This is a genomic window from Alphaproteobacteria bacterium (assembly GCA_019635875.1).
Lineage (GTDB): Bacteria > Pseudomonadota > Alphaproteobacteria > Reyranellales > Reyranellaceae > JAFAZJ01.
Window position 1 is genome coordinate 580,148 of the sequence record JAHBYP010000004.1, and the last position, 22,007, is coordinate 602,154.

Genomic DNA, 22,007 nt, shown 5'->3' on the forward strand with positions numbered 1-22,007 from the left:
CCGGAGGGGGAAGGTTAGATGTGCTACGCCGCGGTGGCGTCCTCGAGGTACTGGCCGGACTCGAAGCGCACATAGGCGTCGGCCTCGTTAAAGGCCGTGCCGGCCGGATTGTCGCCGCGCGCCACGGCGTCGAGCTGGCGGCGCAGCAGCATGCGCAGCATCGACACGCCCTGGTCGCTCGACATCAGGTGCTCCTGCGAGTGGAAGGTGATGGCGCCCTGCCCGACCTGCGCCTCGGTGTCGCCGGGGAATTGCTGGTGCTCGGCTTCGCTCAGCTCGGCCCAGGTCTTGCCGTTGTACTTCGAGCGGAACTTCTTCAGCTCGCCCGCCTCGCGCACGCGGCCGGCGACGTAGATGCGGTAATGCGTGTCGTCGATCGGCAGGGTCCAGCCGATCGACTCGACCATGCCGAAGCGCTCGCCGACCTGCGGGTTGGCGACCACGCGCAGGGTCGGCAGCGCCGCCTCGGTGACGCGCCGGAAGAGGCGGCCGTCGGGCAGGCTCCGCACCGAAATCGCCTTCACGCTGATCGGCCCGTAGGCGAACTTCACCTTGGGGAAGCCCATCATGATCTGCGCGAATTGCGGGCCGCTGAAGCTGCCGTGCAGGATCGGCACGTGGTACGGGTCGACCACGTTCTCGTAGTGCTGCAGCCAGTTGCAGGGCGCGATCTGGATGCCGCCGGAGCCGATGCTCGAATCGTCGGTCTCGACGAACTCGCCCGGCCCCATCACCTCCAGCGGCTCGTAGCGCGGCAGCACCGGCTTGCGCTCGGGTGGCCCCATGTAGGCGAACACCAGGCCGTAGCGCTCCTCGACCGGATACCAGGGCTGGCGCACGCGCTGGCATTGCGCGCCGGTGGGATTGGGCTCGCAGGGCATCTCCAGGCAGTGGCCTTCGACGTCGAACAGCCAGCCGTGATAGCAGCAGCGTATGCCGCGCTCCTCGACCTTGCCGTAGTACAGCGTGGTGCCGCGATGGCAGCAGCGCGGATAGACCAGGCCGGCCCTGCCCTGCCCGTCGCGGAACAGGATCAGGTCCTCGCCCAGCACGCGCAGGGCGCGCGGCACCGACGTGGCGTCCGCGGCCAGCCCGACCGGATGCCAGTAGCGCCGCAGCAGCTCGCCCATCGGCGTGCCGCGCCCGACTTCCGTCAGGCGCGGATCGTAGGTCGGCGCCTTCAGGCCATACGCGGTTCCCTGATCGACACTCATCGCTTCGCTCCACCTTCGCGCCGCAGGCGCCTCGCCCACGTTCCCCCGGGCGGAATGGCGCGTCAACAGGGCGCGCCGGAGCATCGACAGCGATCTATAGTCGGCGGCGGACAGCGCAGGAGCCAAGCGATGAAGTCGGCGCTATGCAAGGATCTCGGGATCGAGTTTCCGCTTTTCGCCTTCAGCCATTGCCGCGACGTGGTGGCGGCGGTCACCAATGCTGGCGGCATGGGCGTGCTGGGCGCCGTCGGCCACACGCCGCAATCCCTCGACATCGAGCTCAACTGGATCGACGAGAAGGTGAAGGGCAAGCCCTACGGCGTCGACCTACTGGTGCCCAACAGGATGGAAGCCAAGGAAGGCGGCGTCACGGCGGCCGAGCTCGAGGCCCGCATCCCGCCGGAGCATCGCCGCCACATCAGCGGCCTGCTCGAACGCCACGGCATCGACACCACGGGCCTGTGGGACGCCGCACCGCCCGGCTCCTACGGCGAGAACCTGCGCGAGTCCGGTGCCGCGGCACTGCTGGACGTCGCCTTCGCGCACCCGATCGGGCTGGTGGTCAATGCGCTGGGCGTGCCGCCGCCGACGATGTTCGAGCATGCGCGCGCCAAGGGCGTACCGGTCGGCGCACTGACCGGCTCGAAGGAGCACGCGCTGCGCCATGCCGCGGCAGGCGTCGATATCCTCGTCGTCGCCGGCACCGAGGCCGGCGGCCATTGCGGCGAAATCTCGACGATGGTGCTGATCCCCGAGGTGCTGCAGGCGATGGAGCCCTACCCGAACATCCGCGTGCTGGCCGCCGGCGGCATCGCCACCGGCCGCCAGATGGCTGCCTGCATGGCGATGGGCGCGCATGGGGCGTGGACCGCGTCGGTCTGGCTGACGACGGCGGAAGCCGAGACCAGCCCGACCGTGAAGCAGAAGATGCTGGCCGCCACGTCACGCGACACCGTGCGCTCGCGCAGCCGCACGGGAAAATACACCCGCCAGCTGCGCTCGCCGTGGACCGATGCCTGGCAGGCCGAAGGCGCGCCCGATCCGCTGCCCATGCCGCTGCAGGGGCTGGCGGTGCGACGCGCCTTCGCGCGCATCGACCAGCTGGCCGAGAGCGGCCATGCCGGCGCCAAGGCGCTCGCCACCTACTACGTCGGCCAGGCCGTCGGCCTGATGAACGCGGAGCAGTCAGCGCGCAGCGTGGTCTACGACTTCATGCGCGACTACGCCGAAGCCGTCGAGCGCCTGTCCGGCACGCTGGCGGATTGACGACGGACAGCATGGAACCGCACAAGGTCTCATGGCCAAACGGGTGCGCCGTCCAGCCCCGCGGTTTCCGGCAGGCCGCAGATCAGGTTCGCGTTCTGCACCGCCTGGCCGGCCGCTCCCTTGCCGAGATTGTCGACCACGCCCATCGCGATCACCAGGTTGCGTTCCGGATCGGCCGCGTAGCTGACGAATGCGAAGTTCGAGCCGGTCGCCCACTTGGTCTGCGGCGGATTGTCGGTCACGCGCACGAACGCGCGGGCGGCGTAGAAGCGCCGCGCCGAGTCCAGGCATTGCTGCGTGGTGGCGCGGCCGCGACAGTAGATGGTGGCGAGCACGCCGCGGGTCATCGGCACCAGATGCGGCGTGAACACCAGCCCGGCCGCGCTGCCGCCGCTCAGCCGCTCGATCGTCCTGGCCATCTCCGGCATGTGGGTGTGCTTGAGCAGACCATAGGGCACCAGGTTCTCGTTGCCCTCGGCGTAGCCGAACCTGCTGTCGGCGCCGCCCCGGCCGGCACCGGAGATGCCCGTCTTGGCGTCGATCACGATGTTGCCAGGCTCGATCAGCTTGTCGGCCAGCAGCGGTGCCAGCGCGTTCAGCACCGCCGCAGGGAAGCAGCCGGGGTTGGCGACGCGGCTCTGTCCCCCGATCTGGGCCGGCCAGACGTCGGCCAGGCCGTACGCCCAACCTTCGACGTAGCGGTGGTCGCCGCCGATGTCGACGATCTTCACGTCCTTGGCGACGCGCGCCAGCGCCTCGGCCGAGGCGCCCGTGGGCAGCGACGCGAACAGCACGTCGAGCTTCGGCAGGCGCGCGGGGTCCCACTTCTCGATCACCAGCTCGGCCAGCCTGGCCGGCGTACCGGGGAAGCGGTCCACCAACCGGCTGCCCGCGCTGCCCTCGCCCGCGGCGTAGACCAGCTCGAAGGACGGGTGGCTCGCGACCAGGCGCATCGCCTCGCCGCCGCCAAAACCGCTGATCCCGACAATGCCGACGCGAATGCTCATGGTGATGTCCTTCTGGTGGAGTTCGGGCAAAACAAAACCCCCGGAGCCGAGGGCTGCGGGGGTTCAGGAACGCGGGTCGAGGCCGCTCCGTCTCGAGGGACCTACGATGAGGCGGTCACCACGTGGACGGACGCTGATCGACGCGCAGCCTGAAGGGCCGCCGCTGGGATGCAGCGACGTCGGCGTCGGTCGCAAAGGGGCCGGTTCCTGATCATGCTTCTTGAAACTGTCGTTACCCACATTCAGCGTCAAGCGGAATGTTAGTTGAACGGCCTCATAGGAGAATGCCCGGTCACCAAGAGAACGAAGAAGCCGATCAGATATCGGCGAAGACGTGGCTTTCCTTCTTCGCGCCCGGATGGGTCAGCGCGCCGTCGACCGCGGGGCCGACCAGTGCGGCGTACTTCCACAGCGCGCCTGAGGTGTAGCCGTTCTTCCTCGGCTTCCACTTCTTCGCGCGCTTGCGCAACTCCTTGCTCGACAGCTCGACATCGAGGCGGCCCTTGACCGCATCGATGACGATCATGTCGCCGTTCTTCAAGAGGCCGATCGGGCCGCCGACCTGTGCTTCGGGGCCGACATGGCCGACGCAGAAGCCGCGCGTGCCGCCGGAGAAGCGCCCGTCGGTGATCAGCGCCACCTTCTCGCCCACGCCCAGGCCGTAGAGCGCCGCCGTGGTCGACAGCATCTCGCGCATGCCCGGCCCGCCCTTGGGGCCTTCGTAGCGGATGACGATGACCTCGCCTTCCTTGAACTTGCCCTTCACGACAGCCTCGAACGCCGCCTCCTCGCTGTCGAAGCAACGCGCGGGACCGCGGAAGACGAGACGCTGCATGCCCGCGACCTTCACGATCGCGCCGTCGGGCGCCAGGGTGCCCTTCAGGCCGACCACGCCGCCGGTCGGCGTGATGCAGTTCTTCACCCGATAGACGACGTCCTGGTCGTCGGGGAACACCACGTCCCTGTGGTTCTCCGCCAGCGTCCTGCCGGTGACGGTGAGGCAGTCGCCGTGCAGCAGGCCGTTGTCGAGCAGCTCCCTGATCACCACGGGGATGCCGCCGATGCGATGCATGTCGAGCGCGACGTACTTGCCGCCGGGCTTGAGGTCGGCGATGTACGGCGTCTTCTTGAAGATCTTGGCCACGTCGTGCAGGTCGAACTTGATGCCGCATTCATGCGCCATCGCCGGCAGGTGCAGCCCCGCATTGGTCGAGCCGCCGGTGGCGGCGACGACGGTGGCGGCGTTCTCGAAGGCCTCGCGGGTGGCGATGTCGCGCGGGCGGATGCCGAGCCTCAGCAGGTTCATCACCGCCTCGCCCGAGGCCCGCGCATATTCGTCGCGCGACTCGTAGGGCGCCGGCGAGCCAGCCGAGCCGGGCAGCGCCAGGCCGATCGCCTCCGAGACGCAGGCCATGGTGTTGGCGGTGAACTGCCCGCCGCAGGAGCCGGCCGAAGGGCACGCCACGCACTCCAGCTCGTGCAGATCGGCGTCGGTGAACTTGCCGGCGGCGTGCATGCCGACGCCCTCGAAGACGTCGACCGCGGTGACATCCTTGCCGCGGAACTTGCCGGGCATGATCGAGCCGCCATACATGAACACCGACGGCACGTTGAGCCTGAGCATCGACATCATCATGCCGGGCAGCGACTTGTCGCAGCCGGCGAGCGTCACCATCGCGTCGTAGCAATGGCCGCGCATGGTGAGCTCGACGGAATCGGCGATGAGGTCGCGGCTGGCCAGCGACGACTTCATACCCTGGTGGCCCATGGCGATGCCGTCGGTCACGGTGATGGTGGTGAACTCGCGCGGCGTGCCGCCGGCGCGATCGACGCCGGTCTTCACTGCCTGCGCCTGGCGATTGAGCGCGATGTTGCAGGGCGCCGCCTCGTTCCAGCAGGTCGCGACACCGACCAGCGGCTGGCCGATCTGCTTCTCGGTCAGCCCCATGGCGTAGAGGTACGAACGGTGCGGCGCGCGCTCCGGCCCGACCGTGGTGTGGCGGCTGGGCAGCTTCGACTTGTCGAGCGTCGGGTTGGGATGCGGCGCGCGCATCCGGCCCGCCTTTCGGGGTTTCTGGGCCTTGGCCGGCTTTTTCATCGGGACGGGCTCCTGGCGGATACGGGCCGAGATTGCCCGCGCACCTTAGCCACGCCACCGCAAGCCCGCTAGCTCATCGCCGTGCTCCCTCTCCCCGCTTGCGGGGAGAGGGTTGGGGTGAGGGGCTGCATCGAGTGGCGCACCGCCGACGTGCGCAACCTCAATCGACCCCTCACCCCGACCCTCTCCCCGCTTGCGGGGAGAGGGAGTGAAGCCGACGGCTGCGGATGGGCCGTGCTACGCGCTCACCACTTTTCCAGCCATGGACGCAGCACCACCTCGAATGCCCAGGTCGAGCGGTGCTGGCGATGCAGCTGCAGATAGGTCTCGGCGATGTGGTCGGGATCGGCCATGTTATCGTCGACGCTGGTGCCGGCGCGACGGTGCGCGCGCCTGCCGTCCTCCTGCGTCCAGCCGATGGCGGCGTCGATCGGCACGTTGGCGACGTGGATGCCCTCGGGCATCAATTCCCGGGCCATGCTCTGCGCCAGGCCGGCCTTCGCGTGGCATGCCATGGCGAAGGCGCCGCTCGCCGGGAAGCCCTTCAGCGCCGCGCTGGCGTTGGTGAAGATGATCGTGCCTCTGGCGCCGTTGGCAGCCGGCTCGTTGCCGCGCAGGGCGCGCGCCGCCTGCTGGCCGACCAGGAAGGCGCTGTAGGCGGCGTTGCGGACCGTGTCGAGCACCATGCCCGGGTCGACCTCCGTGATCTTCTTGCGAAAGATCCCGGCAACGCGGCCGTCGATGTTGTGGACAACGAGCCGAGGAACGCCGAGATCGCGCGCGACGTCCTGGAACAGCGTCTCCACAGCGGCAGGATCGCTGGCATCGCAGGCGTATCGCCGCACGCCGTGCGCCTTCTCGAGAGCCAGGAGGACCGGCTTGTCCGGGGTCCGGGCGGCGACGGCGACCCGCATGCCGTTCCGTGCGAACAGGCGGGCGCAACTCGAGCTGATGCCGGGGCCGCCGCCGACGATCAACGCGACTTCCTGGGTGCCGGATGTGGTCATGGTGGATCTCGCTACCAGGTCTCGGCGAAGGGCCGCACTTCGACATTGAAGGACCAGGCGCTGCGATCCTGGTTGGCGACGTGCCACAGCTCGTCGGCGATCGCCGCCGGCTTGATGAAGAACTCGTCGGGCTTGTCCTTGTAGCGCTCGCGCGCCCAGGGAACGTCGATCACCGCGTCGATGACCAGATAGGCGACGTGCACGCCCCTGGGGCCAAGCTCGCGCGCCATGGCTTCGGTGAGGATGCGCTGCGCCGCCTTGGTCGGGGCGAAGCCGGCGAAGAGCGGCCTTCCGCGCTGGGCCGAGGTGTTGCCCGTCACCAGGATCGCGCCGCGGCCGGCCTGCACCATCGCCGGGGCCAGCCGCCGCGCAAGGTAGAGCAGCGCCATGGTGTTGACCTGGAAGTTGCGGTTCAGCACTTGGGGATCGATCTCCTGGAACGATCCGAAGGCGCCGCCGACGGCGTTGTGGATCAGCACCGAGGGCTGGCCCAGCTCGCGCTCGACCTGCCCGAGCACGCTGTCCACCTGCTGCGGGTCCGACACGTCGCAGGGAAAGGCCTTGGCGCCGGGCAACTCGGCTTCCAGCTCACGCAGCCTGTCCTTCGTGCGCGCGAGCAAGGCGACGCGGTATCCGCCCCTGGCGAAGCGCCGCGCGAGCGCGGAGCCCGTGCCGGGCCCCACGCCGGTGACGACACAGACCTGTTGATCGGCCATCTCGCCCTCCCTATGCCGCCTTGCACGCCTCGACGACGAAGTCGAGCCGGTCATTGCCGAAGAACATCTGCTCACCGACGAAGAAGGTCGGCGATCCGAAGACACCGCGCTGGGCGGCCGCCTCGGTGGATTTGTCGAGAAACTCGCCGAAGCGCGCCTCGCCGGCGGCCTCGAGCAGGGCTTCTCCGTCGAGGCCGGCCTGATCGAGCACAGCCCTGAAGATGGACCGCTGCGAGAGGTCGGCGTCGCCGGCCCAGAGCGCGCCGTAGACCGTCGCGACATACGCCTCACCGCGGCCCTGCTCGATGGCGGCAAGGGCCGCGCGGCGCAGCAGGTCGTGATCGAAGCCGCGCAAATGCGGGTTGCGCTTGAACGGCACGCCGTATCGCGCGGCCCAACGCTGGATGTCGGCGCCGGCATAGGCGCCCTTGTTCTTGCATTCCACGGTCGTCGGCCGATTGCCCACGAGCTTCATCAGCTCGAGGATGCGGAAGGGCGTGTAGGCGATCCCGGCTCCCGTCTCGGCGCGCAAACGCGGGAGCTGCGTCGTCGCCAGGTAGCTGTAGGGGCTGAGGAAGTCGAACACGAACTCGATCTGGCGGGACATCGGCGGCCGGCCTATGATGATGATCGCAATGATTGGATTAATCATTGTATGCGTAATGAATACGGAATCGACCGGTGAAAGTCTCGAAAGAAGTTGTCACCCGACACCGAGAAAATCTGCTGGAAGCCGCCGCCAAGCTGCTGCGCGAGCGCGGAGTCGACAAGGTCGGGGTCGCCGATGTGGCGGCCGCCGCGGGGCTGACCCACGGTGCCCTGTACGCGCAGTTTTCCTCCAAGGATGCGCTTTTGCGCGAAGCGATCGCGCGCATGCTCGAGAAATCCGCCACCGTCTCGGGCCGGCACGATTGGCGAACGTATGTCGAGGCCTATCTCAGCCCGCGTCACGTCCGCCGCCGCGCCAGCGGATGCCCCTACACCGCCCTGAGCGCCGACATGCCGCGCAGCGCGCCGGCGATCCGCGGCGCCTTCTCTCGAGGCCTCGAACGATCGCTCGACGATCTGGCGCAACGGCTGGAGGGACGCGAGCAGGCGATGGCTTCGATGGCCCTGCTGGTCGGCGCCGTGGTGCTGGCACGAGCCGTCGAGAAACCGGCGCTGCGCGACGAGATCCTGCAGGCAGCCAGGCGAGAGCTCCTGCCCTGAGCAGCCTGGGCATTCGTCCCGAGCGCGCGGTCAAGCATCTCGATTGCATGGGACGTTCTTCCCTTCTCCCCGCGCAGGCGGGGAGAAGGTGCCGAGCGTCAGCGCGGCGGATGAGGGGCTTCGCAGCGGCGCAACCGGCACCGCGTTCGACCGCAACACCGTGAAGCCCCTCATCCGCCCTTCGGGCACCTTCTCCGCGCCTGCGCGGGGAGAAGGGAAGAAAGCCACACGCGACAACGACACGCCGCTCTATCGCGCGCGGCAGATGAACTCGGTAGGCGCGATCAGGCCGCCGGCGAGGCCGGCAACGACGTTGGCGATCTTCTGCGCCGCGTCGTCCTTCATCAGGATGTGCGTGCCAAGCGGCGGCGGCCCGCCGGCCCCGGCGGCCCGCGCCGCGACATTGGCGAAGAAGCCGCGCGCGAAGTCGCTGCGATCGCGTTGCTTGACGACGTCGAAGCCGGCTTCCTGCAGCCTGAGGCGATAGTCCGGGACGCTGGCGAGGAAGCTCGTCTCGCGGCTCGCCGACCACGGCACGGGGTAGCGCAGCTCGCCGTCGCCTGCCCCGGCGATGTCAAACACGGCGAAGGTGCCGCCGCGCTTGAGCACCCGGCGCACGCCCGAGAACAGCGCGGCCTTGTCCTCGACGTTCATGCCGACATGGATCATGTAGGCACCGTCGAACGTCGCGTCGGCGAACGGCAGGACGAGCGCGCTCGCCTGCCGATAGGAGACCGCGTCGCCGAGGCCGACCCGGCGCGACAGGGCCTCGGCGGTGCGTACGTAGTCCTCGGTCAGATCGATGCCGGTCACGCGACAGCCGCGCTGGTGGGCGAAGAAGCGCGACGCGCCGCCGATGCCGCAGCCGATGTCGAGAAGATGCTGGCCCGCCGCGAAGCCGGCCTGGTCGGCGAGGTCCGCCGTCGCCTCCCGTCCGCCGGTATGGAACTCGTCGCCCGGCGCCAGGTCCTCCGGCGTCAGGCGATCGACGTCCTTGCCCGCGGCGACCAGCGCGGCGAGGATCGTCCGCTCGAGATCGCCCCGGCCGTAGTGCCGCGCCACGCGGTCTTCGGTCTTCTCCGCCATGCGCCTTTCCTCCCGCTCTGTCGTCCCGGGACGATGCCCGCATGCGGGCGCATCATCCCTCCAGAACGAGCCTCGGAACAGCCCATGGCGCAGGACCGCTCCCGCGCGGCTCGCCGAGAAGCCATCCGCCCGCTACAGTGCGCCGGGCAACGAGAGAAAGTAACGCGTGGAACTCTGGATACCGATCACCATCGGCGCGGCGCTGTTTCAGACCATCCGCACCGCGCTGCAACAGAAGATGAGAGCCCAGCTCAGCACCAACGGCGCGAATTTCGTGCGCTATGCCTATGGCGCGCCGCTCTCGATCCTGATGCTCGTATTGCTGCTCACCGTGGGCGAGCGCGTGCTGCCGACGTTCGACTGGCGCTTCGTCGCGTGGGCGGCGCTGGGCGGCATGGGGCAGATCATCGCCACCTCGCTGCTGATCTATACCTTCGAGCTGCGCAACTTCACGGTCGGCACCGCCTACTCCAAGACCGAGACCATCCAGATCGCGCTGTTCGGCACGCTGTTCCTGGACGCGCATCTCGGCTGGCTGGCCTGGGTCGGCATCGTCGTCTGCCTGGTCGGCGTGCTGGTGCTGTCGGTGAAGGGTGACGCCAAGGGCCTGCGCGCCATCGTCATGGGCTGGACGCAGAAGGCGGCGCTGGTCGGCGTCGCCGCCGGCACCTTCTTCAGCGTTGCCGCGCTGGGCATCCGCCAGGCCATCGAGGTGCTGCCCAGTGGCGATTTCATGATCAAGGCGATCCTGACGCTGGCGCTGATGAACACCATCCAGACCGTGGTGATGGGTGCCTGGCTGCTGGCGCGCGAGCCCGGCGAGGTCGGCCGCGTGTTCAGGACCTGGCGCACCTCGAGCATCGTCGGCTTCACCAGCGTCATGGGCTCGGCCGGCTGGGCCCTGGGCTTCGCCCTGCAGAACCCGGCGCTGGTACGCGCCGTCGGGCAGGTCGAGCTGGTCTTCACCTTTCTCGCCAGCCGCTACATGCTGCACGAGCGCCCGAGCCTGGGCGAGTTCAGCGGCGCGATCCTCGTGGTCGGCGGCGTGGTGATGGTTCTGTTGGGACGGTAGAGCGATGAAGACCGACGCGCTTGCGGGCATCCGCGTGCTGGATTTCACGACGACAATCGCCGGGCCGCATTGCACGCGGCTGCTGGCCGATCTCGGCGCCGACGTGATCAAGATCGAGTCGCCGGAGGGCGACATGATGCGCACGCGTCCGCCGCTGCGCAACGGCGCGTCGGGCGTCTTCACCTATCTCAACGCCGGCAAGCGCTCGGTCGTGCTCGACCTGAAGAAGAAATCGGCGATCGCGGCAGTCAGGCGCATGGTCGCCGGCGCCGACGTGCTCGTCGAGAACTTCCGGCCCGGGGTGATGAAGCGGCTGGGACTGGACTACGAGCAGCTCAAGGCGATCAAGCCCGACCTGATCTACGCGGCGATCTCGGGCTACGGCCAGACCGGCCCGTCGGCCGAGCTGCCGGCCTACGCGCCGATGATCCATGCCGCCTCGGGCTACGAGATCGCCCATATGAGCTACCAGCAGGATCGCGAGCGGCCCGACAATTGCGGCGTGTTCTTCGCCGACTTCAACAGCGGCTCCTATTGCTTCGGCGCGATCATGGCCGCGCTCTACCAGCGCAAGCTCACCGGTGTCGGCCAGATGATCGACGTCTCGATGGTCGAGACCATGATGGGCGTGCTGATGGGCGAGATCATGCGTACCCAGGTGCACATCGATCCGCCAAGCCGGCCGATGTTCGGGCCGGTGCGCACCAGGACCGGCTACGTCATGCCGGCGGTGGCCAGCGAAAAGACCTTCCAGGGCCTGTGCCATGCCGCCGGCCGGCCGGACTGGATCACCGATGCGCGCTTCGCCCGCTACAACGACCGGCGCAACAACTGGGGCGAGTATGTCGACGAGCTGGAGAAGTGGTCGACACAGCTTTCCGTCGAGGAGGTGATGGCCGCCTTCGAGGCCAACGGCGTGCCGGCCTCGCGCTACCGCACCATCGCCGACGTGATGGCCGACCCGCAGACCGCGCATCGCCAGGCGCTGCAGCAGGTGACCGACGCCGGCGGCACGCTACAGGTCATGGCCGCGCCCTTCCGCATGTCTGCCGCAAATACAGACGTGCGCGGCTTCTGCGCCGATCTGGGCCAGCACACCGACGAGGTCCTGCGATCCTTCGGCCTCGCCGAGGCCGAGATCGGCGCGCTGGCCGACTGAGCGCGGTCCGCACGACTAGGTTGTGAGTCACTTGCGCCGCTGACGACGGACGGGGCCTACAACGTGCCGCTGGCTGTGGTCAGGCCGGGCCTGCCAGCGTGAAAGCTGTCGATCAGGCGTGCCAGCAGGCGGTCATTGTCGAGCTGCCCGGCGTTGGCGGCGGTGATCGCCCGCTCGGGATCGCTGGCGGCGGCCACCGGCGCGAAGCGCGCCTCGTCCGGATCGAACGCCGACAACTCGCCGTTGCGCAGGTCGAAGTACCAGCCATGGATGCCGATGGCGCCGGCTTCGACCTTCTCGCGCACCCAGGGAAACGTCAGAACGTTGCCCATGGAGACGACGACGGCGGCCTGCTCGACCGCCTTCTGGGTCGACACGCCGTCGAGCTCGGGCACGCCCAGGCGCACGGCGTCGGCGGCGCGGCGCATGATGTCGGTCCACGGCTTGAGGAACTCGAACTGCGCCAGCAGGGCGTCGTCCTCGGCGAGCAGCGCGCGCATGCCGCCGCACAGCGCGTGGCCCAGCACGACAATGTGCTCGACGCCCAGCGCGCGCACGCCGAACTCGAGCGCCGCGCTGGTGCCGTGGTAGCGACCGTCGGGCCCGTAGGGCGGCACGATCGCGCCGACATTGCGGATGGTGAAGATGTCGCCGGGCTGCGTGCTGGTGAGGATGCCCGGATCGACGCGCGAGTCCACGCAGGCGACGATCAGCACCTTGGGCTGCTGGCCTTCGCGCGCCAGCTTCTCGAACAGCGGCCGATTCTCGCGCCAGTAGCCGCCGCGAAAGTCGACGAAGCCCTCGATCAGGCGTCTGAGGACGGTCATGCGGCGGCCAAGTGAGAACACGGGATCATCGGGTCACTCCGCAGGCAGGCAACGAAGGATAGCGCAAGCCCCATCGATCATCAGCAACGCCGTCCCTGGCCGTTCACCATGTGAAGAGCGCCCTCACGCCGACTTCACCGCCTCGACCAGTGCGCGCGTCAGATCCTTCGTGCCGCCATTGCCGCCGAGATCGGGCGTCTTGGGGCCGCCGCCGGCGAGCACGATCTCGATCGCGCGCACGATGGCGTCGGCGGCGTCCTTGTGGCCGAGATGCTCCAGCATCATCGCCCCCGACCAGACCTGGCCGATCGGATTGCAGATGCCCTTGCCGGCGATGTCCGGCGCCGAGCCGTGCACCGGCTCGAACATCGAGGGGAACAGGCGCTCGGGGTTGATGTTGCCGCTGGGCGCGATGCCGATCGAGCCGACCACCGCCGGGCCGAGATCCGACAGGATGTCGCCGAACAGGTTGCTGCCGACCACGACGTCGAACCAGTGCGGGTTGCGCACGAAGTGCGCCGTCAGGATGTCGATGTGGAAGACGTCGGTCGTCACGCCGGGATAGCTCCTGGCGATCGCCGCGAAGCGCTCGTCCCAATAGGGCATCGAGAAGATGATGCCGTTGGACTTGGTCGCCGAGGTGACGTGCTTGCGCTTGCGCCGGCTCGCCATCTCGAAGGCGTACTTCATGATCCGGTCGGTGCCGGTGCGGGTGAAGATCGCCTCCTGGACGACGAACTCGCGATCGGTGCCCTCGAGCATGCGCCCGCCGATCGAGGAGTACTCGCCCTCGGTGTTCTCGCGCACGACATAGAAGTCGATCTCGCCCGGCTTGCGCCCGGCGAGCGGGCAGGACACGCCCTCGAACAGCCGTACCGGCCGCACATTGGCGTACTGGTCGAAGCCGCGACGAATGGGAATCAGCAGACCCCACAGCGAGATGTGGTCGGGCACGCCGGGCCAGCCCACAGCGCCGAGGAAGATCGACTCGAAGGGCTTGAGCTGGTCGAGCCCGTCCCTGGGCATCATCTCGCCGGTCTTGCTGTAGCGCTCGCAGCTCCAGTCGAACTCGGTCCACTGGAACTCGACGCCAAAGCGCCGTCCGGCCGCCTCGACCACCTCGATGCCCGCCGGCACCACTTCCTTGCCGATGCCGTCACCGGCGATCACCGCGATCTTGTGCTTCGACGCCATTGCGCGCTCCCCCGCTGGACCGACGCCCTTGTACGGCGGGAAACCCGGCCGATCACTCGCGAATTTTTCCTGCCGTCGCAGATGAGGTGCGACCCGATACCGCCTGACCCCATCCGCGCGAGGCGCCCCTCACCTTCGCCACGACGGCCCCCGCCTGCGAGCCGATGCCGACGGCCGGCGCGGCTGCGGCGGCCAAGCCCGCCCTCCCGCCGCCGGGCTCGTCCATGGCGGGCCGGCAGAACCGCGCCAACGCCTATGCCGGGGCTTTGCCCGAGCCGCTGCCGGGCTGGACCGCGACCACGCCGGGAACCGTAGCCTCGGACTCCGCGATGGCCGGCCGGACCGTGGCGGCATATCGCCAATACCGCCTTGGCAAGCGCCCCGCGAACCTCGACTCGGTCATGATCGCCATCGACAACAACCGGGATGGCTCGGCCCGCTATCCGATCGAGTTGTGGAACGACGAGGCGAAGCGCACCGCCACGAGCTGGATCAAGACCAAGGTCGCGGGCCGTGACGCGATGGAAGGCAAGTGCGGTGCGATCGCGGAGCTTTACTTCCTGATGCCGAACAATCTCTTCATGAAGCTGTCGTGGTGTGGCAGGACGGACTTTTCCCGCAGATGTTGTACGGACCATCACCCCCGCTTTGTGGTTGCCGCCGACACTTCTCGCATTGAGTATGCGCCTGCCGGCCACGTTGCGCCGGATTCTGTGCTGGGGGGATGCCATGTTCGGACGTGTCTTCACCGCCGCGATGGCGGTCACTATCTGTTGGCTGATCTCGACATCGGCTTGGGCACAGGCCGCGAAGCCTGCTGCACCGCCGCTGGCGGCGTGGCAGGCGCGCGCCGGCACCTATGCCGCGGCGTTGCCTGAGCCACTGGCAGGTTGGACCGCGACCACGCCGGAGATCGAGGCGTCCAACTCCGCCATGAGCAGGATCGTCGGTGCCTACCGCCACTACCGGCTCGGCAAGCACCCCGCGAGGCTCGATTCGGTGATGATCGCCATCAACAACAATCCGGATGGCTCAGCCCGCTATCCGATCGACCTGTGGAAGGACGACGCCAAGCGCACGGCCAGGGGCTGGAGCAAGACCAAGGTCGCCGGCCGCGACGCGATGGAAGGCAAGAGCGGCGCCACCACGGAACTCTATTTCCTGATGCCGAACAATCTCTTCGTGAAGCTGTCGTGGCAGGAGGCGCATCTGCCACGCGCGCGGATGGAGGAATACCTGAAGGCGATCGACTTCGCGAAGATCGAGAAGCTGGCCTCGAAGTGATCAGCCGGTCGTCGGCAGGCTGAGGCGGAAGAGCGCGCCGCCCTTGAGGCGGTTGGTGGCGGAGATCATGCCGTTCATCTCGCGCACGATCTCCGAGCTGATCGACAAGCCCAGGCCGGTGCCCTTGCCGCTCGGCTTGGTGGTGAAGAACGGCTCGAAGAGCCGCGGCAGCACCTCGGCGGCGATGCCGGGACCGTTGTCGGACACCTCGATCGCCATGCCTTTGCGGTCCGGCGAGCGATAGGCGCGGATGCCGATCCAGCGCCCGGCCCTCATGTCGGACTGACGCGCACGCGCCTCCTCGACGGCGTCGCGGGCGTTGACGATCAGGTTGATCAGCACCTGCTGCAGGCGGTTGGGATGGCCGATCACCGTCGGCAGATCGGCCTCGATGTCGAGCTCGACGTCGAAGCGCGCCAGGCGCAACTGCTCGCTCATCAGCTCGACCCCGTCGCGGATCGCCTGGGTGACGTCGAACGGCGCCGGAATCTCGTTGGGCTTGCGGGCGAAGATGCGCAGCTGGCGCACGATGTTGGCGGCGCGGTGCGTCTGGTCCTCGATGCGCTTGAGCCGCCCGACCAGCACCTCGCGGAAGCCCTCGGGGTCCTCAAGGTCAAGCGACTCGTTCATGTCGTCGAGCAGCGATTCGGCGGAAAAGCCGATCACCGTCAGCGGCTGGTTGATCTCATGGGCGATGCCGGTCGCCATCTGGCCGACCGTCGCCAGGCGCGCCGCGTCGAGCAGTTGGACCTCGGCCGAGCGCCGCGCCGTCTCATCGACGCCCAGGAACAGGATGTAGTTGACCCGGCCGGTCTCGTCCTGGACCGGGCTGGCGGTGACCCGCACGATACGCCGAGTGCCGTCGGGCGTCGGAACGATGTTGTCGAACTCGAACGGCTCGAGCGCTGACGGCCCGGCGTGCTCGAGCCATCGGGCCAGCACCGCCTTGTCGATGGCGCAGGAAACGACGTCCTCGAAGCGCCGTCCGGTCACGTCGCGCGCCGGATCGCCGGTGGCGCCGAGGAAGGTGCGGTTGGCGAGCACGACCTTGAGGTCGCGATCGATCAGCAGGATCAGCGCGCCCGCCGATTCGACGATCGAGCGCAGCTTCATGGTGTCGTCGCGCTGGCGACGCTCCATCTGCACCTGCTCGTGCACGTCGCGCACGATGCCGGTGAAGCCCATGCGCCCGTCCGGCCCGATCTCCGACGTGGCGCGGAAGCGGACCTCGAGCTGGCGCACATTGTCCGGCGTCGGACCGACCCGCAGGATCAGCGACTGTGTCTGCTGCGGTGCGGCCTTGGCGGCACGCAGCGCGGCGGCGAAGCGCGGCAGGTCGTCGGGATGCACGACCGAGGCCGCGGTGCGTTGGGTGAACTCCGCCGGCGTCATGCCGATCATGCGCTCGACCGCGGCGCTGGCGTAGGTGAAGCGACCTTCCGGATTGGTCGTGAAGACGACGTCCACCAGCGAATCGACCAGGTCGCGGTAGCGCTGCTCGCTGGCCTCGAGCTGCTGCTGGTGGCGCTTGTGCTCGGTCACATCGTGGCGGATCGACGCGGTCAGGCCGCTGGGCGTGCGGATCTCGAAGAACTCGAACCAGTGACCGTCGCCGCGATCCTGCAGATCGCCGCGTCTGCCGTCGCGGAAGCGGTCGAACTGGCGTTCCATCCAGGCATGGCGCGCCTCCGCGGTAGCCCAGCGCCAGGACTGCGTCGTGGCGGCGGCCTCGACCACATCGCGGTGCGTCTTGCCGATCAGATCGGGCGTGTAGATCGCCCGGTTCATGGCCGCCAGGCGGTCGTTGAACATCATCAGCCGCGCATCGCGGTCGTACAGGCCGAAGCCGACCGGCACCGCCTCGATCGCCTCCATGAGCTGCGCGCGCATCTCGGTCGCGGATCGCTCGGCTTCGCTCGCCGCAAGCCAGCGCCGCCGGTAGCTCGCGGCCGCGCCGGCCACGACATAGGCCAGCACCAGGCCGGACAGCAGGCCGCCGGCCGTGGCCCCGCTCAGCACGATCAACAGCGACTTCTGCTCGCCCAGCCGCCGGTTCTGGTCGGCTGACAGCTTGACGTGGTCGTCGTCGAAGGAACGGACGGAGTCGACGAGATCGGCGAGCCGCGCGGCGGCGGCACGCTGCACCTGTGTCGTAATCTGCGTGTTGCCCGACAGGAATGCGTCGAGCATCGGCCCGGCGGCCTGGAAGCGCTCGCAGATCGCTGTCAGGTTCTGCCGATCGTCGGCCGCCGGCGTGCCCATCGCATGACAGAGCCCGGCGGCCTCGACCGATATCCGGCGCCATGCCTCGCGCGTCGCGGCCAGTTTCGGCTCGCCGTCTTCCGAGGTGACGACGATGAGAAGATCGGCCGTGAGACGCTGCAAATTCTCATGCAGCCTGGCCAGACGTGCCGACGTGTCGTGATCGCGATCGAGCGTCGTCAGCTGCAGCGACAGCGCGATCGCCATCGCCGCCGAGCCGATACCCACGATCAACAGCAGCATGGCGATCGCACCCCAGACGACGCCACCAACGCCGACCACGCTGGCGGATGCGGCGAGCCGTGCGCGCAGACCGGCTCCGGATGCCTCAGTTGATGGCGCCGCGCGCATCGTGGCCGTATCGATCAAGCAGCTCATTGGACCTGCTTCGCGATCTGCCCGCTCGTGATCTGCTCGAGCAGCGTCCTGAGCGCGAATGGCTTCAGAAGCACGGCTTCGGCCCCGCTGTCGCGGGCGGCGGTCACGGATTTCTGGTCGAGATGCCCAGTGATCACAATAACCCGGGGGCGCGGTTCGGCGGTGGTGGCGATCTGTTGCACCAGATCCAGGCCATCGCCGTCGGGCAGCCGGACATCCGTGACCAGGACGTCGAAGCGGTTGCTGACCTCCGCCAGGCTGCGCTGCGCGGTCTCGAAATTCGCCGAGGTCGATACGCTGAGCCGGCGCCGGCGGAGGTATTCCGCGACCTCCTGGAGGATGGCTTCCTCATCTTCGACAAGCAGAATCTTGAGGGCGTTGCCGGTCATGGATTGCGGTCGCGTGCGCCGTAGAGAGGGGTGATGTCTTACGCCGCAATGTCTATGTGCAGACCCGCCGCGCCAATCGCCTAAGGGTCCAGTTTGGTTGTTTGCAACTTCGACGCGCGCTGCCGGCCCGAACGCGCATGGGTCGGTTGACATCGGGGCGGCCCTGGGCGGTTGCTCCCATCCCCCTGGCCGGCCATGATGAATGGGCGTTTACCGGGAGCGTCGGCCGTGCGGAGGAAACCATGGACTACGACCTGAAGATCGTCGGCGGCGAGATCGTCGACGGCAGCGGCAAGGCGGCCTTCAGGGGCGATGTCGGTGTCAAGGACGGCAGGGTCGTGGCGCTCGGCAAGGCCGATGGTCAGGCCACTTGCACGGTGGATGCCGCCGGCCGGGTAGTGGCCCCGGGCTTCGTCGACGTGCATACCCACTACGACGCGCAGATCCTGTGGGACCGCGGCGCCAGCATCTCGCCGTGGCACGGGGTGACCAGCGCGGTGATGGGCAATTGCGGATTCGGCGTCGCGCCGACCCGACCGGCCGACCGCAAGCGCATCATGCAGACCCTGGAGAATGTCGAGGGCATGAGCCTGGCGGCCCTCGAGGCCGGCCTGGGCGAGGACTGGGGCTTCGAGAGCTTCCCGCAGTACCTCGACACGCTGGAGCAGCGCGGCAGCGCCATCAATCTCGGCGTCTTCGTCGGCCATACGCCGCTGCGGCTTCACACCATGGGCGAGGCCTCGACCGAGCGTGCGGCGACAGCCGAGGAAGTCGAGACCATGCGCCGCACCGTCTTGGAGGCGGTGAAGTCGGGCGCGCTGGGCTTCGCCACCTCCAAGGCGATCACCCACAACGGCTATGCCGGCCGCCCCGTGCCCAGCCGGCAGGCGAGCTACGAGGAGATCGAGACGCTGGCGAGCGCCGCCAAGGAAGGCGGCGCGCCGCTGATGCAGGTCACCTTCGGCAAGGAATTCTTCATCGAGGAGATGTCGAAGCTCTCGCGCGAGCGTGGCATCCGCGTCACCTGGACCGCGCTGCTCGCCGGACTGGCCGGGCCGGGCTCGCACCGCAAGTATCTGGATCGCACCGAGGAGAACAGGAAGACCGGCGCCGACGTGATCCCGCAGGTCAGCTGCCGGCCGCTGTTCTTCGAGTTCAACTGGGCCAGCCCCTTCCCCTTCGAGTCCATGAAGCTGTTCAACCAGCTCGCCGCCGAGGAGGCCAAGAGCCCCGGCGCGCGCATCCGCGCCTATCGCGATCCCGCCTTCCGCGACGCGATCAACGAGCAGCTGCTGCCCTTCCTGCGCACCTGGGCGGAGCGCTCGACCATCACCTGGTCGCCCAGGGACCGCAGCCTCGAGGAGCAGCCGCTCGTCGCCGCCGCGCAGAAGGCCGGCAAGAGCCCGCTGGATTTCGCGCTCGACCTGGCTCTCGACGCCAACCTCGAGCCGCGCTTGCGCATCGCGCTGATCAACCACGACGAGGCCGAGGTCGAGGAGCTGCTGAAGGATGGCAACACCGTGGTCGCGCTGTCCGACGCCGGCGCACACGCCAGCCAGCTGTGCGATGCCTGCTACTCGACCTATTTCCTCGCCAAGTGGGTGCGCGAGAAGCGTGTCTTCGGCCTCGAGCAGGGCGTGCACATGCTGACGCAGCGGCCGGCCGAGCTGTTCGGCATCAAGGATCGCGGCCTGCTGGCGCCGGGCCGTCCGGCCGACATCGTCGTCTTCGATCCCACGACCGTGGCGCCGACGCCGCTGCGCCGGGTGTACGACTTGCCGGGCGGCGCCGATCGCCTCGTCGCCGACGCCGTCGGGGTCGACGCCGTGGTGGTCAACGGCACCCTGATCCGCGAGCACGACAAGGACGTGCTGGGGGCCAGCGACCGCTTGCCCGGCCGCGTGCTGCGGCACGGTCGGGCTGCATGAAGGCTCTGCACTACCTTTCCCCGGAGGGGGAAGGTGGCGCGCAGCGCCGGAAGGGGGATGTCGAAGACGGACTCCCGCGCTCGTCTTCGGCATCCCCCTTCCGCCCTTCGGGCACCTTCCCCCTCCGGGGGAAGGTAAGATCAAACGCAGCAGTATAGCGTCGGAGGTGTAGTCATGGCGGCGCGCTTCGATCTCGTTGTACGCGGCGGCACGGTGCTCGACGGCACTGGCGGGCCGCCGATCAACGGCGATGTCGCCATCGAGGGCGGCAAGGTTGCCGCGGTCGGCCGCTTCGACGGCGCAGGCCGCGAGGAGATCGACGCGCGCGGCAAGCTGGTGACCCCCGGCTTTGTCGACATCCACACCCACTACGACGGTCAGATCACCTGGGAGGACACCTTCGCGCCCTCCTCGACCCATGGCGTGACCACGGTGCTGATGGGCAATTGCGGCGTCGGGTTCGCGCCCTGCCGCCCCGGTGATCGCGACATGCTGGTCAAGGTGATGGAGGGCGTCGAGGACATCCCCGAGATCGTTATGGCCGCGGGGATTCCCTGGAACTGGGAGACCTTCCCGCAGTACCTCGACGCGCTGTCCATCCGTCACGCGGACATCGACTTCGCCACCCAGGTCCCGCACGCACCGGTGCGCGTCTATGTCATGGGCGAGCGCGGCGCGCGCCGCGAGCCCGCCACGGCCCAGGACATGGCGGCCATGGCGCGGATCGTCCGCGACGGCATCGAGGCCGGCGCGCTCGGCTTTACCACCTCGCGCACCTTGTTCCACCGTCTGATGAGCGGCGAGCTCATTCCCACCAGCACCGCTGCCGAGGACGAGCTGCGCGCGATCGCCAGGGCAATGGGCGAGACCGGCAAGGGCGTGATCCAGCTGATCGACGATTTCGCCGATTGCGACGACGATGGCGCCAGCGAGTTCGAGATGCTGCGGCGCGTGGTCGAGGCATCGGGCAGGCCATTGTCCTTCACCCTGCTCGACATCACATCGCTGGGCAGCCGATGGCGCACGCTGCTGCGCGAGATCGAGCGTGCCAACCACGATGGCCTGCCGATTCGCGGCCAGGTCGCCGGCCGGCCGGCTTCCGTACTATACGGACTCGACCTCTCCTATCACCCGTTCTCGACCTGTCCGAGCTACGCCGCCGTCGCGGCGCTGCCGCTGGACAAGAAAGTCGCGGCGCTGCGTTGTCCCGAAATGCGCGCGCGGCTGCTGGCCGAGGATCCGGTTTACGCCAATCCGCGCCTGCTCGCCTTCATGCGCGATGTCGGTGCGATGTTCGAGCTGGGCGACCCGCCCGACTACACGCCGCGGCGCGAGCGCCGGCTCGACGCGCGCGCCGCGGCGCTGGGCGTCAGCCCGCTGGAGCTGGCCTACGACCTGCTGGTCCAGGGCGACGGGCGCACGATCCTCTACCAGCCGGCGGCGAACTTCACCGATTGCTCCGACGCGGCGATGGCCGAGATGCTGAGACACCCGCAGACCATCGTGGCGCTGGGCGATGGCGGCGCGCACTACGGCATGATCTGCGACGCCAGCTATCCGACGCATGCGCTGACCTACTGGACGCGCGACCGCGCGGGCGAGAAGTTCGCGCTGCCGTGGATCGTACGCCGCCTGGCGCGCGATCCCGCGCTCGCCGTCGGGCTCGGCGATCGCGGTGCGCTGCTGCCCGGCCTGAAGGGCGACCTCAACGTCATCGACCACGGCCGGCTGGCCTGCGCCGCACCCTCACCGGTGTACGACCTGCCCGGCGGCGCACGACGGTTGCGTCAGCCCGCACGCGGCTACGACGCCACCGTGGTGTCGGGCGTCGTCACGTACCGCGACGGCGTCCTGCAGGGCCCCCGCCCCGGCCGACTGGTGCGCGGCACACGCGCCTCGGCTACATAGGCA

General features: G+C 68.6%; 19 protein-coding genes. 8 read left to right on the forward strand and 11 right to left on the reverse strand.

The annotated features are described in order from the left end of the window. Positions 1–23: 23 nt before the first annotated feature. Entirely contained in the window at positions 24–1,214 is a 1,191-nt protein-coding gene (locus KF889_17650) for an aromatic ring-hydroxylating dioxygenase subunit alpha (protein ID MBX3501267.1), read from the reverse strand. A 129-nt stretch (positions 1,215–1,343) separates the two neighbouring features. On the opposite strand from KF889_17650, the gene KF889_17655 reads away from it, so the two are divergent. Further along, positions 1,344–2,480, forward strand: a complete 1,137-nt coding sequence (locus KF889_17655; protein MBX3501268.1) for a nitronate monooxygenase — start codon at positions 1,344–1,346, stop codon at positions 2,478–2,480. A 29-nt stretch (positions 2,481–2,509) separates the two neighbouring features. Here the strand turns inward: KF889_17655 and argC are convergent, their stop codons facing one another. From argC to KF889_17680, 5 genes are all read right to left on the reverse strand, one after another. Then, positions 2,510–3,487 (reverse strand): N-acetyl-gamma-glutamyl-phosphate reductase, encoded by a 978-nt coding sequence (gene argC, locus KF889_17660; GenBank protein ID MBX3501269.1) that lies wholly within the window; start codon positions 3,485–3,487, stop codon positions 2,510–2,512. Positions 3,488–3,803: 316 nt separating this feature from the next. Next, positions 3,804–5,540, reverse strand: a complete 1,737-nt coding sequence (gene ilvD / locus KF889_17665) for a dihydroxy-acid dehydratase (GenBank protein MBX3501270.1) — start codon at positions 5,538–5,540, stop codon at positions 3,804–3,806. 290 nt (positions 5,541–5,830) lie between these two features. Then, the gene (locus tag KF889_17670) at positions 5,831–6,592 is read right to left on the reverse strand and encodes an SDR family oxidoreductase (protein ID MBX3501271.1); all 762 of its coding nucleotides are present in this window, start codon (positions 6,590–6,592) and stop codon (positions 5,831–5,833) included. An 11-nt stretch (positions 6,593–6,603) separates the two neighbouring features. Further along, the gene (locus tag KF889_17675; protein MBX3501272.1) at positions 6,604–7,308 is read right to left on the reverse strand and encodes an SDR family NAD(P)-dependent oxidoreductase; all 705 of its coding nucleotides are present in this window, start codon (positions 7,306–7,308) and stop codon (positions 6,604–6,606) included. A 10-nt stretch (positions 7,309–7,318) separates the two neighbouring features. Beyond that, positions 7,319–7,915 (reverse strand): 2-hydroxychromene-2-carboxylate isomerase, encoded by a 597-nt coding sequence (locus KF889_17680; protein ID MBX3501273.1) that lies wholly within the window; start codon positions 7,913–7,915, stop codon positions 7,319–7,321. Between the two features lie 74 nt (positions 7,916–7,989). Here KF889_17680 and KF889_17685 point away from each other — a divergent pair, with 74 nt between their 5' ends. Beyond that, complete coding sequence (locus KF889_17685) at positions 7,990–8,517, forward strand: TetR family transcriptional regulator (GenBank protein ID MBX3501274.1); 528 nt, start codon at positions 7,990–7,992, stop codon at positions 8,515–8,517. A gap of 249 nt (positions 8,518–8,766) precedes the next feature. Here the strand turns inward: KF889_17685 and KF889_17690 are convergent, their stop codons facing one another. Next, complete coding sequence (locus tag KF889_17690) at positions 8,767–9,603, reverse strand: class I SAM-dependent methyltransferase (protein MBX3501275.1); 837 nt, start codon at positions 9,601–9,603, stop codon at positions 8,767–8,769. A gap of 166 nt (positions 9,604–9,769) precedes the next feature. Here KF889_17690 and KF889_17695 point away from each other — a divergent pair, with 166 nt between their 5' ends. Beyond that, positions 9,770–10,675 (forward strand): EamA family transporter, encoded by a 906-nt coding sequence (locus KF889_17695; protein ID MBX3501276.1) that lies wholly within the window; start codon positions 9,770–9,772, stop codon positions 10,673–10,675. Between the two features lie 4 nt (positions 10,676–10,679). Beyond that, positions 10,680–11,834, forward strand: coding sequence for a CoA transferase (locus KF889_17700; protein ID MBX3501277.1), 1,155 nt, complete (start codon positions 10,680–10,682; stop codon positions 11,832–11,834). A 56-nt stretch (positions 11,835–11,890) separates the two neighbouring features. Here the strand turns inward: KF889_17700 and KF889_17705 are convergent, their stop codons facing one another. Then, the gene (locus tag KF889_17705) at positions 11,891–12,661 is read right to left on the reverse strand and encodes a carbonic anhydrase (GenBank protein ID MBX3501278.1); all 771 of its coding nucleotides are present in this window, start codon (positions 12,659–12,661) and stop codon (positions 11,891–11,893) included. Positions 12,662–12,784: 123 nt separating this feature from the next. After that, on the reverse strand, positions 12,785–13,855 hold the full coding sequence (locus tag KF889_17710) for a tartrate dehydrogenase (protein MBX3501279.1): 1,071 nt from the start codon (positions 13,853–13,855) through the stop codon (positions 12,785–12,787). A gap of 164 nt (positions 13,856–14,019) precedes the next feature. Here KF889_17710 and KF889_17715 point away from each other — a divergent pair, with 164 nt between their 5' ends. Then, positions 14,020–14,733, forward strand: coding sequence for a hypothetical protein (locus tag KF889_17715; protein ID MBX3501280.1), 714 nt, complete (start codon positions 14,020–14,022; stop codon positions 14,731–14,733). A 55-nt stretch (positions 14,734–14,788) separates the two neighbouring features. Further along, positions 14,789–15,139: a hypothetical protein gene (locus KF889_17720; GenBank protein MBX3501281.1), complete on the forward strand. Its 351-nt coding sequence runs from the start codon at positions 14,789–14,791 to the stop codon at positions 15,137–15,139. Here KF889_17720 and KF889_17725 read toward each other — a convergent pair whose 3' ends face one another. Both KF889_17725 and KF889_17730 read right to left on the reverse strand, forming a co-directional pair. Next, positions 15,140–17,779, reverse strand: a complete 2,640-nt coding sequence (locus KF889_17725; protein ID MBX3501282.1) for a PAS domain S-box protein — start codon at positions 17,777–17,779, stop codon at positions 15,140–15,142. It lies immediately after the preceding gene. Continuing rightward, positions 17,776–18,168 (reverse strand): response regulator, encoded by a 393-nt coding sequence (locus tag KF889_17730; protein ID MBX3501283.1) that lies wholly within the window; start codon positions 18,166–18,168, stop codon positions 17,776–17,778. Before KF889_17730 ends, KF889_17725 begins: the two co-directional genes overlap by 4 nt. Before the next feature lie 242 nt (positions 18,169–18,410). On the opposite strand from KF889_17730, the gene KF889_17735 reads away from it, so the two are divergent. Together KF889_17735 and KF889_17740 are read left to right on the forward strand one after the other, a co-directional pair. Beyond that, the gene (locus tag KF889_17735; protein MBX3501284.1) at positions 18,411–20,096 is read left to right on the forward strand and encodes an amidohydrolase family protein; all 1,686 of its coding nucleotides are present in this window, start codon (positions 18,411–18,413) and stop codon (positions 20,094–20,096) included. 174 nt (positions 20,097–20,270) lie between these two features. Beyond that, complete coding sequence (locus tag KF889_17740) at positions 20,271–22,004, forward strand: amidohydrolase family protein (GenBank protein ID MBX3501285.1); 1,734 nt, start codon at positions 20,271–20,273, stop codon at positions 22,002–22,004. Positions 22,005–22,007: the final 3 nt, after the last annotated feature.